This window comes from Flavobacterium eburneipallidum, from assembly GCF_027111355.2.
GTDB lineage: Bacteria > Bacteroidota > Bacteroidia > Flavobacteriales > Flavobacteriaceae > Flavobacterium > Flavobacterium eburneipallidum.
The window spans coordinates 1-16,666 of sequence record NZ_CP114291.2; the positions used below are offsets into that span (position 1 = coordinate 1).

The window sequence follows — 16,666 nt, forward strand, 5'->3', positions numbered from 1 at the left end:
CTTATTTGAAGCAACTTTAGTCTTAAAAATAATTCAGAACCGAGCTTATGACGAACGACTCAACTTTACCCAAAAATGATTTTCTAGGACAACCCAAAGCACTTTTTATTTTATTTTTTACCGAAATGTGGGAACGCTTTTCGTTCTATGGAATGAAAGCTTTGTTGATATTTTTTCTGACCAAATATTATTTATTTTCAGATGATGCTGGAAATTTATTAATAGGTAGTTATGCCGCTTTGGTTTATGCCATGCCAGTTGTGGGTGGGTTTATTGCCGATCGGTATTTAGGATTCAGGAAAGCCATTGTTTTTGGTGGAATATTACTAGTTCTAGGACATCTCGGAATGGCTTATGAGGGAAATGCCACCACAAAAACCCTAACAGGCGAAATAATAAGAGATGAATTTGCGCTTCAAATATTTTATTTATCATTAGCATTTATCGTGATGGGCGTTGGTTTTTTGAAAGCCAATATTTCATCGCTAGTTGGCGAATTATACGAAGAAGGCGATAAAAGACGGGATTCAGGATTTACCATTTTTTATATGGGAATCAATTTAGGATCTTTCTTGGCAACTATAATTTGCGTTTGGTTAGGTGAATCTTATGGTTGGAGCTATGGCTTCGGTGCTGCAGGAATTGGAATGCTTTTGGGATTAATCACTTTTATATCAGGAAGAAAATTATTATTAGGCAAAGGCGAATCAAAAAATCAAGCCTTTTTAGAAAAACGAATTTTTGGTCTAAAAAATGAATGGCTCATTTATACCGTTTGTTCAGCTGCTGCATTTATCGTTTGGCAAATGGTTCAAAGTCATAGTGTTGTTCAAAATTTACTCATCATTGCTGGAGCTATTTCCTTTATTTACATCATTTATTACGCTTTAACTCAATTAGACAAAATAGCCAGAGAACGCTTGTTTGCATTGACTATCTTGATTGTTTTTACGATTATCTTTTGGGCTTTGTTTGAACAAGCTTACACTTCCTTGAATTTGTTTGCCGATAGAGTTTTAGACCGAACTATATTTGGACACACTATTCCTGCTGGACAATTTTTAAGTTTAAATTCTTTGTTCATCATTTTATTAGCACCAGTTTTTGCTTGGTTTTGGATAAAATTAGAAAAATACAATCCGAACACGGCGGTGAAATTCTCTATCGCTTTATTATTAGTTGGTCTGGGGTTTGGTTCATTAGTATTTGGAATCAATATTTCTGAAATGGGAAAAGTAGGAGTGATATGGATTATTTTATTAAACCTTCTTCACACTTGTGCAGAACTTTGTTTGTCGCCTGTTGGTTTATCGGCAGTTACGAAATTATCTCCTGTAAAGATTGTAGGTTTCATGATGGGCGTTTGGTTTTTGGCTACAGCCAGTTCTGAATTTATTGCGTCTATTTTAGCCAATATCGCTTCTGTTGATACTTCGAATGGAGAAGCACCTGATTTGAATTTAGCCAAACAGAGTTACCTCAAACTTTTTGAATATTTATTTTACACCGGAATTGGTTTTGGAGTTTTGCTTTTGGCACTTTCTAAACCCATAAACAAATTAATGCACGGAGTGGACAAAGAATTAAACAACTAGAATCATGACTGAAAATACAACCGACCAATTTTTTAAAAATCCTGTTTTAGGACATCCAGCTGGATTATTTGTACTGTTTTTTACCGAAATGTGGGAACGGTTTTCTTTCTACGGAATGCGTTCTTTGCTGATTTTATTTTTAACAGCATCGGCTGTAGATGGCGGTTGGGAATGGACACGGGAAAATGCTTCTTCACTTTTTGGTTCTTATGTTGGTTTGGTGTATTTGTCCACCATGTTGGGCGGTTATTTTGCCGATAAAATAATTGGTTTCCGTTGGGCAGTTGTTGTTGGAGCTTTACTGATGACTTTAGGACACGCCTCGATGGCTGTTGAAACAGAATTTTCTATTTATCTAGGATTGGTTTTACTGGTATTTGGAAATGGCTTTTTCAAACCGAATATGACTTCGATTATTTCTGAAATGTACAAAGATCGTCCAGAGAAAAAAGATGGTGCTTACACTTTGTTTTACATGGGTGTCAATGCTGGAGCTTTCTTCGGGATTTTGCTTTGTGGATATTTAGGCGAAAAAGTAGGTTGGAGTTACGGTTTTGGTTTGGCAGGAATTTTTATGTTCTTCGGGATGTTGCAATTTTGGTTGTCGCAAAATATTTTTGGCGAAATTGGTTTGAAACCCAGTGTAGAAAGTAAAGCAAAAGCCGAAGCTGCCGATACTGATAAAAGAAATCCATTCACGCCAATACAATTGGGGGTAATAGCCGTAAGTTGCCTATTAGGATTACTATGGATTTTGAACGATCCTGCCTCAAAAATATCAGGGGGAAAAGTAAATATCTTTGTATTTTTGGGCGAAAACGGAAATTCGATTGCCATTGTTACTGCTCTGGTTTTATTCATCCTTTTACTAATTTACCGTTTTACTCAATATTCTCAAATCACAAAAGAGAAATTGATTGCAGTAACCTTTTTTGCTTTTTTAACGATTTTCTTTTGGGCAATATTCGAACAGTCTCCTAACAGTTTAACCATTTTTGCCAGCGATTATACTAATCGCGTTTTAGAAGGCAATTGGAGTGTTACGTTTTTGGTCATCAATTCTTTAATGACCCTTTTACCATTGGCCATAATTACTTGGGTTTTGACTTTATTATTCAAACAAACATTACAGAAATATACAGTTGCTTCCGTAATTTTGAGCAGTAGTTTTGTTATTATTTGGATTATTGCTTTATGGATGTTGGTCAAAGATTATTATTCTGCAGGTTATTTATCGTTGTCTGATGAAACGTTGAATTTATTAAAAATTGAAAAAGTTACCGAAGCCTTAACCGAAGTTCCTGCTACTTGGTTTTCTACATTAAACTCATTATTCATTATAACTTTAGCACCATTATTTTCTAAATTATGGGAAAGCAAATACAATCCGTCTGCCAATTTGAAATACGGAATAGGGATGGGATTACTCGCTATCGGGATGTCTTGTGTGGCTTTTGGCGCAAGCGATATTGAAGCGGGAGCCAAAACTGCATCGGTAAGCATGATTTGGTTGATTTTAGTTTATCTTTTCCACACCATGGCAGAATTGTGTATTTCTCCTGTGGGGTTGTCTTATGTGAGCAAATTAGTTCCCGCTAGAATGATTGCTTTTATGTTTGGAGTTTGGTATCTTGCTGTCGCTATTGGAATGAAAGGTGCGGGTATGTTTGGAGAAAATATCGACAAAATTGCTAACGAACACGGATTGAGTTATTTCTTCTGGATTCTGACGTCGATTTCTGTTGTTGTGGGACTATTTGCTGTTGTGATGTCGCCAGTGATAAAAAAATTAATGCACGGAGTACGATAGCGGCACTGTTTTTGGAAAGATAAATTTTAAAAATTAGATATAAAAATGAAAAAAATATTGATATGCTTATTAGTAGTAATGGCTTCTTTTACGGTTCAGGCACAGGAGCTAAAATGGGAAACAGATATTAACAAAGCCATAACAGTTTCTAATAAAACCAAAAAACCAATGTTACTATTTTTTACAGGAAGCGACTGGTGTGGTTGGTGTATTCGTTTGCAAAAAGAAGTATTAAAAACCCCTGAATTTACCAAATGGGCTAAAGCCAATGTGGTGTTGGTAGAATTGGATTTTCCTAGAGCTGTTCCACAATCCAATGCTTTGAAAGCACAAAATAATGGTTTACAACAAGCTTTTGGAGTGCAAGGATTTCCAACGGTTTATTTTGCAACCGCCAAAATAATAAAAAACAAACCAAGCTTTACTGGTTTAGGAAGCACGGGTTATGTAGCTGGTGGACCTGCTGCTTGGCTGGATGTAGCCAATGGTATTATCAAAAAGAAATAAATTTAGTTTAACCTAAAGAATCCCTTTTCGCCTGTTGCGTGAAAAGGGATTTTTTGTTTGAGGCAAGTCGCTTTCCATAGTTTCTGAATGTTTTTAAAATTGGAAGCATCAGCAACAACAATTTTAGGCTTTGCATACTTTAAAAAACGTTCCAAATTTATTTTTGGCGATTGTGTCAAAACTAGAATATCGGGACGAATGTCTTTTGGATAAACACCCAGACTATCTACAATTAGGATTTTATTTCCATTAAAATACAGTAGGTTTTGCAATCTTTTTTTAGATTTCAAATTACTAAAATTCCCCATAGAATAAGATGAAAGTGTTTGATTTTTGGATACCACTTTCAAAAGACTGTCATTGGCATATAATGTAATATTTTCTCCGTTACGTTCTGCTATCAAAGTATTTTTATTCGAATTAAAAACAACTAATTCTCTTTGACTTTCCACATCATAATGCGTTTTGAAATAGGCGATTTGCAAAACAATAACACTAATCAAAGTTAAAGCCAATCGATTAAAAATTGGTTTTTTGAACCAAAGAACGCTGGCAAAAATCAGTAAATAAATACTCAACAAAAACTGCCAATTAAACGGTATATCACTAATAACAAATTCTTTTAATGAAGCAATGGCGTTTATAATTTTATTCAAAAACCAAATACTCCATTCTAATGATTTGGAAAGAAAGATTGGAACAAAATCAAACGCTGCCAAAATCATTACCAAAACACCCAAGCCCATTATCACTGTCAAAAACGGAATTACCACTAAATTGGTCACAAAAAACAAGCCTGGAAATTGATGAAAATAATAAATACTCAATGGAAAAGCCCCAATTTGTGCTGCAATAGAAACGGTTAGAATTTCCCAAAAATAATTAGCAATTTTGTTTTTCGGTAACCAAATTCCCGCCAATAAAGGCTGTAACCAAAGAATAAAAAATAAAGCCAAATAACTCAATTGAAAACCTACATCGAATAAAAAAGAGGGGTGAAATAACAAAATCAACAACATCGAAACCAATAAAGTGTGGAAGATATTAGTACTTCTTCTTAAATACATTCCGATAGCTACAAACGAGAACATTGTAACCGAACGAATTACCGATGGAGCCAAACCTGCCAACAATCCAAAGGAAAATAACGAAAGTAAAATAATGATTAATTTGATTAACGAACCTCGTCGTGTATTAGGAAAAGGCTTTAAAATAAAAGTTACAAAAACTAGAATAAAGCCAATATGTAATCCCGAAACGGATAAAATGTGTACCGCTCCTGCGTATTGATAATCTTTTATAATGTCGGGAGAAATATCTTGTTGTTGCCCTAAAATTAGAGCAATAGCCACATTCAATTCTGCTTTATTGAAATTACTTTTTTCTAGATTTCGAATAATTTTGTTCCGTAACTTCGATGTATAATACCAAGGGTCTTTTTCAATAATAGAGCCTACTTTAACATCAGAGCCATCGGTATAGATTTGGGCATAAATTTGTTTGTTTTCGAGGTATTTACTGTAATCAAATTGATTCGGATTTTTGGCTGGACTGTTTTGATACAAACTCCCATCGATTTGTAAATGAGTTCCAATTTCAAAAGAATGATTCAAACTGTCTTTTCGAACATTCAAAAGAATTTTACCCGTCTTTTCTACATTATCAATTTGATTGACTAAAACAATATAACGATCATTGTAAACAGAACTTCGCAATTTTTCTCGAATAGTAACTCTAACTAAATGCGGTTTATCAAAAATAGTTTTGTGATGAGTATAATGACTTTTTTGAAATGAATCTGTATGGACAATTTGAGTAATAACACCCGTAACAAAAGCAATAAAGTAAGTAGCTATACCAAAACAGATAGCGTTATCTGTTTTTTTTCTTGACATCAAAAAAGCAATTATCAAAAAGAAAATTCCACCAAAAAGCAATCCCAACATTACTGGAATAGACATTTTAAAAAAATGCGTCAAAACAATTCCTGCTAAAAAACCAATTGTAATTCTCGCTAAAGGGAAGCCTAATACTTTCATAATGCTAAAAATACAATTTTTTTAGTACGAAATAACTTTGAATAAAAATATTACCTCATTTGGATAATAGCAATATTTCATTCATCGAAATTAAATAAGTCAAACTAACGAGATTGAAATTATTCCTCATTATTCTAACCTTAATTTACGAGAAAGCAAGTACTTGCTCCATTTTTTACATCCGAAATAATGAAGAAAAATCAGAGTATTACGAATCTATTCTATCACAATAAAACAAAAATTATTTACAATTTGAAATGATAGAAGCAAACTATTTTAGCAAAAGCATATTACCTCAAATCCTCAACAATCAATCTAGCGGTGTTTTCGCTAGCACCAATTCCACCTAGTTTTTGTTCCAAAACATCGTATTTTTCGAGGAGATTTTTGCGGTAATTGGGCTCTGTAATTTTTCTTAATTCTTCACAAATTCTTTTTTCATTGCAATCGTCTTGAATCAATTCGGTTACCACTTCTTCATCCATAATTAGATTGACCAACGAAATGTATTTCAACGTAATAATGCGTTTGGCAATTTGATACGAAATCCAACTTCCTTTATAACAAACCACTTCGGGAACTTTGAATAACGCCGTTTCTAATGTTGCCGTTCCAGAAGTGACCAATGCAGCGGAAGCATTTCGCAATAAATCATAGGTTTTATTCGAAACGAATTTGATATTTTCATTAGTTATAAAAGCTTCATAAAACGAAAATTCCTGACTTGGCGCACCCGCAATCACAAACTGATAATCTGGAAAATCATTAACCACGCTTAACATCACCGATAGCATTTTAGTAATTTCCTGTTTGCGGCTGCCTGGCAAAATGGCAATAATGGGTTTTTCGTTGAGTTTATTTTCCTTTCTAAAAACAGAAGCTTCAATCGCTGGATGATTCTGAATCGCATCAATCAGCGGATGACCAACGAATTCAACAGGAAAATGATGTTTCTTTTCGTAGAAATCTTTTTCGAAAGGCAAAATCACGTACATCTTATCTACATCGCGTTTGATTTCGGTGATTCTATTTTCTTTCCAAGCCCAGATTTGGGGTGAAATATAATAATGTGTTTGGAATCCGAGTGGTTTTGCCCATTTAGCAATACGCAAATTGAAACCGGGATAATCAATAAAAATAAGTACATCAGGTTGAAATTCGCTAATGTCTTTTTTACAAATTTTGATATTATTCAAAATCGTTCGCAAATGAAAAAGCACTTCTACAAAACCCATAAAAGCCAAATCACGGTAATGTTTGACCAATGTTCCGCCCACATTTTGCATCAAATCGCCACCCCAAAAACGGATATCCGCAGTTGGATCTTCTTTGTACAAAGCTTTCATCAAATTAGCACCATGCAAATCTCCCGAGGCTTCTCCTGCTATTATGTAGTATTTCATTTTACTGTTTTGTTTGTAAAAATTTATGCAAATATCGTAAAAATGGCAATGCAAATCACCGCCAAAATAACGCCTCTAGCCATGGTTTCTTTGTTTAATTTTAGCAAAACGGCAAAAGCCACAAGATCTAAAATAGTTCCAATGGTGATGAGTTTACCCAACTTACCTTCGGCCTTCAAGATTTGAATTCCAGTCTTAAAATCAAAATCGGTAAAAAAAGTAACAAAGAGAAAACAGCCCAAAATAGACATCGTAATTCCTATCGTCCAGCCATAAAACAATTCTAGTTTATTCATTCCAGTTCCAAGTATTAAGTTTTTGAATGGCATGATGCGCTGTCAAATCAAATTGCACGGGAACTATCGAAACATAACCATTTGCAAGTGCCCATTCATCGGTATCTTCGCCATTGTCTTGATTGACAAATTCGCCTGTTAACCAAAAATAATCTCTTCCTTGAGGCGTTTTTCGTTTGTCGAATTTCTCTATCCAAAGTGCTTTTGCTTGACGACAAATCTTTATTCCTTTGATTTCTTTTTCGGCAAGTTTTGGAAAATTGACATTCAAAACCACACTTTCTGGAAGTCCTTTTTCCAAAACTTCTAAAGTTATTGATTTGATAAATGATTTTATAGGTTCGAAATCAGCATTCCAATCGTAATCCGATAACGAAAATCCAATGGCTGGAATTCCTTCAATTCCCGCTTCGACAGCAGCACTCATCGTTCCAGAATAAATCACATTGATAGAAGAATTAGAACCGTGATTAACGCCCGACACACACAAATCTGGTTTTCGTTTTAGCACTTCATTCACCGCTAATTTCACACAATCTACTGGTGTTCCAGAGCAACTGTATTCCTGAATGACATCCGTATCTTTCGAAATTTTATTGATGTACAAAGTATCATTTATGGTAATCGAATGTCCTGTTGCACTTTGTGGGCTATCCGGAGCCACGACTACAACGGTTCCAATTTCTGCCATAACAGCAATCAAAGCTCGAATTCCAGGAGCGGAAATGCCATCGTCATTAGTGACTAACAGTAAAGGTTTATTTTTTTCCATTGGAGTTGTTTTTCAAATTATTGTATAGAAATTCGTGTAAAAAACAGTTGATTCTTCTAGTAAACAAAGTAACAAAATTAATCCAGTTCAAATATTAAACACTAAACAAAAAAACAATTTTATATCTTTAACAAAAAATTATGCGAGTCCCGTATTTCTTGGCATAGTTTTTACCGTAATTTAGTTTTTTTAAAAAATATATGAATACTATTATCGCCTTTATGAAAAGAAATTATAAAATACTCATTGCTGTAGTTTTACTTTCGGTTTCCTTATTTGCCTTCAGAAAAAGTAGCAACACTATTGAAACTTCCGAAAAGGATAAAATGCTACTAGAATTATTGACCTTTGTAATCGAAAAAGGGCATTACAGCCCCAAAACTATTGACGATACTTTTTCGAAAGGTGTTTACAAAGATTACATTCAAGCATTGGATCCATCCAAAAGATTTTTCTTGCAAGCTGATATTGATGAGTTTGCCAAATACGAAACCGAATTGGATGATCAATTGATGAACCGAGATTTGACTTTTTTCAATCTTACTTACGACCGTTTGATTAAAAGAATGGACGAAGCCAAAGTTTTTTACAAAGGAATTTTAAGCACTCCTTTTGATTATTCGGTTGATGAAACTTTCAATACGGATTACGAAAAAGCGCCTTATGCTAGTAACGAGCAGGAATTAAAAGAAAGATGGCGCAAGCAAATCAAACTTTCTACTCTTTCGTCATTGACCGATCGTTTGAAAATACAAGAAAACAAAGAAAAAGGTATTACTGAAAAAGATACTAAAAGCGATTTAGACACTACAAATCCCGTTGAGTTTTCAGAAAACACTGAAAAACCAAAAACCGACAAAACTGCGGATGAAAAGCCTAAAACATTAGCAGAATTAGAAAAAATCACTCGTGAAAGCTCATTAAAATCATTAGACGAATATTTTGGGTTCATGAAAGAATTAACTCGTGATGATTGGTTTTCTATCTACATTAACTCGATTACGGCTCGTTTTGATCCACACACGAATTATTTTCCACCAGAAGAAAAAGAACGTTTTGACGTAAGCATCAGTGGAAAATTTGAAGGAATTGGAGCGCGTCTTCAAAAGAAAAATGACTTTACTGAAATAACCGAATTGATTTCTGGAGGACCTGCTTGGAGAGGAAAGCAACTAGAATCGGGTGATGTGATTATGAAAGTGGCCCAAGGAAATGGCGAACCACTGGATATTGTTGGAATGCGTTTGGATGATGTGGTTAAAAAAATAAAAGGTCCAAAAGGATCGGAAGTTCGTCTTACAGTAAAAAAAGTTGATGGAACAATCAAAACGATATCTATTGTTAGAGATATAGTAGAAATTGAAGAAACTTACGCAAAATCAAGCGTTGTAGAACGTAACGGAATGCGTTATGGTGTGATTTATTTACCAAAATTCTACATCGATTTTGAAAATGCTGATGGTCGTGATGCTGGAAAAGACATTGCTGCCGAAGTAGAATCTTTGAAAAAAGTAGGTGTAAACGGAATTGTATTGGACGTTCGTGATGATGGCGGTGGATCACTTTCGACAGTAGTGGATATTGCTGGATTATTTATCGAACAAGGCCCAATTGTACAAATTAAATCGGCTGACAAACAAAAAGAAGTTTTATACGATCGTGATAAAAAAATCGAATGGGACGGCCCTTTAGTAATTATGGTGAACAGTTTTTCAGCTTCGGCTTCGGAGATTTTGGCAGCAGCCGTACAAGATTATAAAAGAGGAATTATCATCGGTAGCAAGCAAACTTATGGTAAAGGAACGGTTCAAAACGTAATTGATTTGAATAAATTTGTTCGCAGTAGCAGTTCTGGCGATTTGGGAGCATTGAAAACAACGACTCAAAAATTTTATAGAATTAATGGAGGTTCTACCCAATTAGAAGGTGTAAGCAGTGATGTGGTAATGCCAGACAAATATGCTTACCTAAAAATGGGAGAACGTGATGTAGAAAATGCGATGCCTTGGGATAAAATTGATCCAGCACCTTATTCTGTTTGGAAAAACAATGCTAATTTCAATAAAGCGATTGCCAACAGTAAGAAGAGAATTGCCACGAACCCACAGTTTAAATTGATTGAAGAAAACGCCAAATGGATTGACGAAAGAAGCAAAGAAAACTTGTATAGCCTGAAAATGGACAACTTCAAAAAGAGCCAAAAAGCCATTGAAGAAACTAACAAAAAATTCAAAGCTATTGCCGATTACAATTATAATGTAAAATTTACTTCTTTGCCACAAGAAGCTTTAGCGATGCAAAAAGACGCTTCGTTGAAAGAAAAAAGAGTAAGATGGCACGAAAGTTTATCGAAAGATATTTATGTGGAAGAAGCTTTGAATGTCTTGGATGATTTACAATCGAAACCGGTTGTAAAGAAAAACATTCCTGTGACCATGAAAAAATAAATTTATTGAAGAGCAACATTTTTATTTATGAGTAAATTAAATTCTTCATCAACATTTACGCTCCAGAAATTAAACAAAAATTTCTGGAGCGTTTTTGTTTTTAGTTTGGTTTTTATGGTTTTTTCGGCATTTGTTTTTGTACCAAAAGAGACTAAAACAAAAAACACCACATCCAAACAAACTTTTGATTTCTTACCGACATCGACTACCAACCAAATCGTAAAACACGCTTATTACACTTTATCGTATAGCGAAAAACACGAACAAGCAGAATGGGTAGCTTATGAATTGAAAAAGAATTATGTGAAAAATAACGATTTCAGAAGACCTTATTTTATTGAAGATCCGAAAGTAAAAACAGGTTCAGCCGATTGGCGGAATTACAAAAAATCAGGCTTTGACAAAGGACATCTTTGTCCTGCTGGCGATATGGAATTTGATAGCAATGCTTATACCGAAACTTTTTTTACTTCGAATATTTCGCCGCAACTACACGATTTCAATGGTGGAATTTGGAACAGATTGGAACAAAAAGTACGTTATTGGGCAACCAAATACGATGGCGTTTATGTTGTTACTGGTGGTGTTTTACAATCCTCCTTACCAAGCATTGGACAGGAAAAAGTTTCGATTCCTAAATATTTCTACAAAGTTTTATTAGACAATTCCAATGGCAACTATCGAATGATTGCATTCTTGGTTCCCAATAAAAAAAGCGACCAACCGTTGTATGAATTTGTAATTTCGGTAGATCAGCTTGAAAAAATGACAGGTATTGATTTCTTTCACAAATTAGAGGACAAAACAGAAAATCGGTTAGAGAAAGGTAGTGATTATAAGGGGTGGAGTTTTAATTAGGTACGATTTCCAATTCCTAGAAGAGTTTTCAAAAATTAGAATATTACTTTAAGCTGACATAATCCGTACAGAACATTATTATTTTGATACCATCTTATTTCAAAAAAAGCACTTACTGATGTAGTTTCAAACTTAAAATATTCAAAGAAAAGCAAACTTTTTTTTAAATAAAAACACTAAATTTGATAGCATTTAATCGGGTCTAACCTAGCCAAACTTTGTTGAACTTGATACATATTCAAAATTAAATAGGAATTACTAAATAAAAATAATTATGAATTTAAAATTTATACACGACAACAAAGGCAATAAAACGGGTGTTTTTATTCCTATAGAAGAATGGCAAACACTTAAAACAAAATATTCTGATTTGCAAAATGAAGAAGTGGAAAATAACATTGAACTAACTTCCTGGCAAAAAGAAATTCTTGATGAGCGTTTAGATGATTATTACAAAAATCCTAGTGATGTTGTAGATTTTGACACTACAATTGCTAGTATTAGAAAAAAAATATGAGCTATAATTTTGTAAACAAACCCAACGTAAATCAGGACATTGAGGACATTGTTGTCTATTACAAAAACATAAATCCCGAACTTGCCAATGCTATTTTAGACCGAGTGGAAGAAGCTAAAAAACACATTTCGGATTTTCCTCTCGCTTTTCAGATAAAATACAAGAATGTTAGAACCATACTTTTAGAACAATTTCCGTATCATATTCATTATATCGTGGACGATACCAACAAACAAATTGTTGTTCTTGCTATTATACACGCCTACCGAAACCCTAAAGATTATTCGAGGAGATAACAAATAACCAAGCAAATTTGATGGTTTCTTTTTGTCTTAATTGTTTGCCTGCTCAACTGTTTTGGATGCACAGCAATCCGCTAGTTTATACAATGCTTTCATTTCATGGAACACTTTAGCAGGGAATCAAAGCTAGGCAAAGTCTACCGTTTATAACCGTGTTAGAACCGCGCTCATCTATTCCTTCAGTATCAGTAAGTATTCGATGCAAATGAGTTTTAAAAAATTTAGAAAAATAAATACTACTATAAAATAGTAAAGTTTATTTAACCTTTACTTTATAGAAAATAATCACTTCCTTCTGATAAAATTTCACCTGTTGCTCCATCAACTTTAATATACTTGTAGGAACCATCATATTTACTTATATTATATCTTATCAAATAAATGTAACTATCAGTTTCTTTATCCAAACCTCTATTAATTAAGAGATCTTTTTTTTCACTATTCAAGTCTAATTGATTTGTTGTTTTTATCTTTGTTATTAAATCATATACAGAAAAAGGAAAGTTTTCCTCCCAATTTTTTTCTTCCTCTATTTGCCCTTTTTCATTATATCGTCTAGAAATATCGATAGAAATAGTATAAAATTGTGTTCCTGATGTGATCATTAAATAATTATTTTTATCATAAGTGAAATAATTATAAATGGCATGATTTTTTTTTCTTCTGGTTTCAATATAAGTATTACCATTATCTACTAATTCTACAATAGAATCGTTTTCATCAAATTGAATTTTTTGATTTTTTTGATTTATTTCTTGAATTTTATTCAAGTAAATGTCATCTAATTTTTTCATAATAATTAAATTCTTTATTGGTTTAATTACATTTTCTTTTTTTTGCCTATTGCAACTTATCAGCAAAGCACATATTAGAATTATTATAATTTTAGTTTTCATTGATATTATTTTTAAGATGTTTATGCAATAGATTTCATTGCCAGTACCAACTAGATTTTTATTATAACTTATAATATTACCATGTCACCAAAGTTTTTCAAAAAAAGTTTCAAGTGGCTAGCTGTATAAAGCTCTCGCCTTCCTACCTTACATATGTAGTTACTAGTTCTTAAAACTCAATATTTATTGTGACTTGTAAAGTTTGTGGTTATTTTATTCAAATATAGCTGTTTTTACTATGAATAAACAGTGGATTGTTTTGCTAACTCAACTGTGTGGTTTATCGTTATTTTTTATAAGTATTTGAAAACCAATATTTTTTATTTGTGTTTTCAATTTCTAATTCATCTAAAGCCCCTAAACCGATGCTAGAATTTATGTCTTTTGAGATTACAAAAAAGAAACTATATATTGTATTGACATCTGTTGATGGCACAGAAGGATAGTAATTAGTTCTTTTAAAATTATAATAATCATTATTTTCCTTTTGAGTATCAAAAAAAGACATTCCAATCGATTGGTTTATAACTGGATTAGGTCTATTCGATTTTTCAAATTCATTTAACTTTCTTCCCATAAATTTTTCAGCATTATAGGTTTTGCTTGAAAAATATTCTAATGTTCGATAAGTAATCGCAGATACTATTAAGTTGTTTTGTCTTAATCTTTTAATTTCTGGACTATTAAATCTTTGAAATTTAGTACTGTCTTTTTTTTGAAGTAGATAAACAAAAGGGCTATAAGGCCAAAATGACAAATGACCTTCTGAATTAAGAAATAAATTATAATATTGATATTTTCCCCAACTTACATCTTCAGGTGCTTCTTCAATAGATAAATTTTGCATTAGTTGTTTTATGATATCATTATTAAATAACTGTTCTCTTCCATGTTTGCTTATAATAGCAATATGATAAGGATCTTCCTTGTAAATATACCTGAAAGTTTTTCTTGAAATTTTTTTCTTTGAATGTTCTACTCTTTTTAAAAATTTAGGAGTTTTTAAATACGAAGTACGCTTTCCATTATCACAGCATGTTTCTATTGACAAAATAGGTTTCTCAAAACTATATGAAACATTAAACGGGTCATAAAGTCGTAACTTTAATTCTTTAGGCAATCCCTCAACATTTTGAAAACCTTTTTCATTGTATTCTTTATGATAAGCCATTATGGTGTTGTAACCAACAGGGATTTTTGTAAAATAATAACACTTCCCTGTTTTATCGTATTTTCCCGTTATAGCAGGAATTTCAAAACCTTCAAGCATTACTTTGGCATCATCAATATTTTTGCCTGTTTCGGCATCTTCCAGATAAATTTTTATGGCAATTGTTTCTTTATCTTGGGCACAAACAACAAGTGAAAAAAGGATAAAATAGAGTGTAAATATGTTTTTCATTATTTTGTTGGTTTAAAACTTTACTTACTAAATTTTATAACATTAATAATGCCAAATTTATATTCAATTTCGGAGTATTCAAAAAAAATCCTGTAAACTTAATTGTTTTACAGGATTTGTTATTCAATTTTATAAATTGCTTTTAACTGTGCTTTGGCTTTAATTGTCCAAACCTTTTTCAAATCCACCATTTACCAGTTATTAGACTCTTTTTCTAAATCTTCTTGACTAATGTATTCGCCTCTTTTTATTTCTTCTTTTGCTTCCTGAAGTTCGGCTTTGTATGTTGTTCTGGTTAACGGTGTTCCATCGATGGCATAAGCTACAATGTCATTTTCTTGATAACTTTCTATAACGGCTTTAACTACCTTCAACAAACGTTCGTCAGCTGTATTTATGTACTCTAAAACACTATCTCTCAATTCTAAAGCTCCCATAATAATTGTTTTAATACTCAAAGATAATTCTTTTGTTTCATTAATTATTTATCGAATGAAAATAATATGTAACCGAATTATGTTTAGTTTTATTCGTAAATAAAGCACAAAAACAAACAATAAATTCAGTTCTATAACCCTACCACTCATTCACCTTATTGGCATCCATTTTAATAAAAATAAAAAGCAAAATAGTGAAGCCCCAAAGTCCGGAACCACCATAAGAAAACAAAGGCAGGGGAACTCCAATGGTTGGAAAAATACCCAATACCATGGCAATATTCACGAAGAAGTGAATAAATAGAATACTGGCTACGCAATAGCCATACACTCGGCTAAACTTTGTTTTTTGTCTTTCGGCTAAATAAATGATTCGCAGTAGCAAGCCAACAAACAAGGCTATCACAATCAGAGAACCGACAAACCCCCATTCTTCTCCCACAGTAGTAAAGATGTAATCGGTGTGTTGTTCGGGTACAAATCCGCCTTTGGTTTGTGTTCCTTCAAGAAATCCTTTTCCGAACCAACCGCCCGATCCAATAGCAATTTCAGATTGATTAGTATTGTATCCAATCCCTTTCATATCCACCGATTTTCCTAATAAAATATTGAAACGATCGCGGTGGTGTTGTTTAAATACATTGTCAAAAACATAACTAACCGACAATACATATCCAGAAATCAGTATAAAAACAATACTACTCATGACTAAATTTCTATCGCCCAATCTCGATTTGAGATACACCAATACAATACCAACGAGTGATAAAAGGATTACATATTGAGGTTCTAAAACCAGTGTCAAAACAAATAGAACAATAGCAATAAATCCTGTCCAGATGTACCAAGCTGGCAATCCTTCACGGTACAGAACCACTATCAAAAAGCAATAAATTAAAGCACTTCCTGGGTCGTGAGGAACAATAAGCATAATAGGCAATCCCAATATACTCAATACCTGCCACTGTCGGTTGGTATCTTTTAAATTAATTTGAGTATCACTTAAATATTTGGCCAAAGCCAATGCTGTTGCAGATTTAACAAACTCCGAAGGTTGAATTCCAAAGGAACCAAAAGAATACCAGTTGGCTTGACCCTTAATTGTTTTTCCGAACACAAATAAACCCGCCAAAGAAAGTAAACCGATGACATAAATTACACTGGCGTATTTTTCATAAAACTTTCCATCTACATACAGTAAAACAAAAATCAAAGGAACAGTCAAAACAATAAACATCAATTGTTTGGTCGCTGTCGATTCCATAGACGACAAGGAGGAAGAATAGATATTCAACCACCCCATTATCACTAATAAACTATAGATGATAATACAAATCCAGTCGATATTATTGGTTAAACTTTGATTTTTCATTGCAAATGAATGG

Annotated in this window: 15 protein-coding genes; 7 read left to right on the top strand and 8 right to left on the bottom strand. The window is 33.1% G+C overall.

Annotated elements, in window-relative coordinates; translation table 11 throughout:
• The first annotated feature begins 47 nt into the window (after positions 1–47).
• The 3 genes from OZP15_RS00005 to OZP15_RS00015 are packed head-to-tail and all read left to right on the top strand — an operon-like array spanning position 48 to position 3,912.
• Positions 48–1,595 (top strand): peptide MFS transporter, encoded by a 1,548-nt coding sequence (locus OZP15_RS00005; protein ID WP_269226465.1) that lies wholly within the window; start codon positions 48–50, stop codon positions 1,593–1,595.
• A 4-nt stretch (positions 1,596–1,599) separates the two neighbouring features.
• Entirely contained in the window at positions 1,600–3,405 is a 1,806-nt protein-coding gene (locus tag OZP15_RS00010; RefSeq protein WP_269226466.1) for a peptide MFS transporter, read from the top strand.
• Between the two features lie 45 nt (positions 3,406–3,450).
• Entirely contained in the window at positions 3,451–3,912 is a 462-nt protein-coding gene (locus tag OZP15_RS00015) for a thioredoxin family protein (protein WP_269226467.1), read from the top strand.
• A 2-nt stretch (positions 3,913–3,914) separates the two neighbouring features.
• Here the strand turns inward: OZP15_RS00015 and OZP15_RS00020 are convergent, their stop codons facing one another.
• The 4 genes from OZP15_RS00020 to surE form a co-directional block, all read right to left on the bottom strand.
• The gene (locus tag OZP15_RS00020) at positions 3,915–5,951 is read right to left on the bottom strand and encodes a ComEC/Rec2 family competence protein (RefSeq protein WP_281336651.1); all 2,037 of its coding nucleotides are present in this window, start codon (positions 5,949–5,951) and stop codon (positions 3,915–3,917) included.
• A 290-nt stretch (positions 5,952–6,241) separates the two neighbouring features.
• A complete protein-coding gene (lpxB, locus tag OZP15_RS00025) occupies positions 6,242–7,354 on the bottom strand; it encodes a lipid-A-disaccharide synthase (RefSeq protein WP_281336652.1) in 1,113 nt (370 codons plus the stop codon).
• Positions 7,355–7,377: 23 nt separating this feature from the next.
• A complete protein-coding gene (locus tag OZP15_RS00030; RefSeq protein WP_269226471.1) occupies positions 7,378–7,650 on the bottom strand; it encodes a hypothetical protein in 273 nt (90 codons plus the stop codon).
• Positions 7,643–8,422, bottom strand: a complete 780-nt coding sequence (gene surE / locus OZP15_RS00035) for a 5'/3'-nucleotidase SurE (RefSeq protein WP_281336653.1) — start codon at positions 8,420–8,422, stop codon at positions 7,643–7,645. Before surE ends, OZP15_RS00030 begins: the two co-directional genes overlap by 8 nt.
• Positions 8,423–8,622: 200 nt before the next feature.
• Here surE and OZP15_RS00040 point away from each other — a divergent pair, with 200 nt between their 5' ends.
• The 4 genes from OZP15_RS00040 (at position 8,623) to OZP15_RS00055 (ending at position 12,540) form a co-directional block, all read left to right on the top strand.
• On the top strand, positions 8,623–10,869 hold the full coding sequence (locus tag OZP15_RS00040) for a carboxy terminal-processing peptidase (RefSeq protein ID WP_281336654.1): 2,247 nt from the start codon (positions 8,623–8,625) through the stop codon (positions 10,867–10,869).
• Between the two features lie 114 nt (positions 10,870–10,983).
• Positions 10,984–11,727 (top strand): DNA/RNA non-specific endonuclease, encoded by a 744-nt coding sequence (locus OZP15_RS00045; protein WP_269226472.1) that lies wholly within the window; start codon positions 10,984–10,986, stop codon positions 11,725–11,727.
• A 274-nt stretch (positions 11,728–12,001) separates the two neighbouring features.
• A complete protein-coding gene (locus OZP15_RS00050) occupies positions 12,002–12,244 on the top strand; it encodes an addiction module protein (protein WP_281336656.1) in 243 nt (80 codons plus the stop codon).
• Entirely contained in the window at positions 12,241–12,540 is a 300-nt protein-coding gene (locus OZP15_RS00055; RefSeq protein WP_269226474.1) for a type II toxin-antitoxin system RelE/ParE family toxin, read from the top strand. The genes OZP15_RS00050 and OZP15_RS00055 overlap by 4 nt, the downstream gene beginning before the upstream one ends.
• Positions 12,541–12,818: 278 nt before the next feature.
• On the opposite strand, the gene OZP15_RS00060 is transcribed toward OZP15_RS00055, so the two are convergent.
• The 4 genes from OZP15_RS00060 to rodA form a co-directional block, all read right to left on the bottom strand.
• Positions 12,819–13,442, bottom strand: a complete 624-nt coding sequence (locus OZP15_RS00060) for a hypothetical protein (RefSeq protein ID WP_281336657.1) — start codon at positions 13,440–13,442, stop codon at positions 12,819–12,821.
• A gap of 286 nt (positions 13,443–13,728) precedes the next feature.
• Positions 13,729–14,844 carry a hypothetical protein gene (locus OZP15_RS00065; RefSeq protein WP_281336658.1) on the bottom strand — a complete coding sequence of 372 codons (1,116 nt, stop codon included), beginning with the start codon at positions 14,842–14,844 and terminating at the stop codon, positions 13,729–13,731.
• Between the two features lie 191 nt (positions 14,845–15,035).
• Positions 15,036–15,302, bottom strand: a complete 267-nt coding sequence (locus OZP15_RS00070) for a hypothetical protein (RefSeq protein WP_269226478.1) — start codon at positions 15,300–15,302, stop codon at positions 15,036–15,038.
• A 118-nt stretch (positions 15,303–15,420) separates the two neighbouring features.
• Positions 15,421–16,653, bottom strand: coding sequence for a rod shape-determining protein RodA (gene rodA, locus OZP15_RS00075; protein WP_269226479.1), 1,233 nt, complete (start codon positions 16,651–16,653; stop codon positions 15,421–15,423).
• Between the last annotated feature and the right edge of the window lie 13 nt (positions 16,654–16,666).

Bases quoted from the DNA above. Each gene is read 5' to 3' on its own strand.
- OZP15_RS00005 (WP_269226465.1), top strand. From the start codon at position 48: ATGACGAACGACTCAACTTTACCCAAAAATGATTTTCTAGGACAACCC.
- OZP15_RS00010 (WP_269226466.1), top strand. From the start codon at position 1,600: ATGACTGAAAATACAACCGACCAATTTTTTAAAAATCCTGTTTTAGGA.
- OZP15_RS00015 (WP_269226467.1), top strand. From the start codon at position 3,451: ATGAAAAAAATATTGATATGCTTATTAGTAGTAATGGCTTCTTTTACG.
- OZP15_RS00020 (WP_281336651.1), bottom strand. From the start codon at position 5,951: ATGAAAGTATTAGGCTTCCCTTTAGCGAGAATTACAATTGGTTTTTTA.
- lpxB (WP_281336652.1), bottom strand. From the start codon at position 7,354: ATGAAATACTACATAATAGCAGGAGAAGCCTCGGGAGATTTGCATGGT.
- OZP15_RS00030 (WP_269226471.1), bottom strand. From the start codon at position 7,650: ATGAATAAACTAGAATTGTTTTATGGCTGGACGATAGGAATTACGATG.
- surE (WP_281336653.1), bottom strand. From the start codon at position 8,422: ATGGAAAAAAATAAACCTTTACTGTTAGTCACTAATGACGATGGCATT.
- OZP15_RS00040 (WP_281336654.1), top strand. From the start codon at position 8,623: ATGAATACTATTATCGCCTTTATGAAAAGAAATTATAAAATACTCATT.
- OZP15_RS00045 (WP_269226472.1), top strand. From the start codon at position 10,984: ATGGTTTTTTCGGCATTTGTTTTTGTACCAAAAGAGACTAAAACAAAA.
- OZP15_RS00050 (WP_281336656.1), top strand. From the start codon at position 12,002: ATGAATTTAAAATTTATACACGACAACAAAGGCAATAAAACGGGTGTT.
- OZP15_RS00055 (WP_269226474.1), top strand. From the start codon at position 12,241: ATGAGCTATAATTTTGTAAACAAACCCAACGTAAATCAGGACATTGAG.
- OZP15_RS00060 (WP_281336657.1), bottom strand. From the start codon at position 13,442: ATGAAAACTAAAATTATAATAATTCTAATATGTGCTTTGCTGATAAGT.
- OZP15_RS00065 (WP_281336658.1), bottom strand. From the start codon at position 14,844: ATGAAAAACATATTTACACTCTATTTTATCCTTTTTTCACTTGTTGTT.
- rodA (WP_269226479.1), bottom strand. From the start codon at position 16,653: ATGAAAAATCAAAGTTTAACCAATAATATCGACTGGATTTGTATTATC.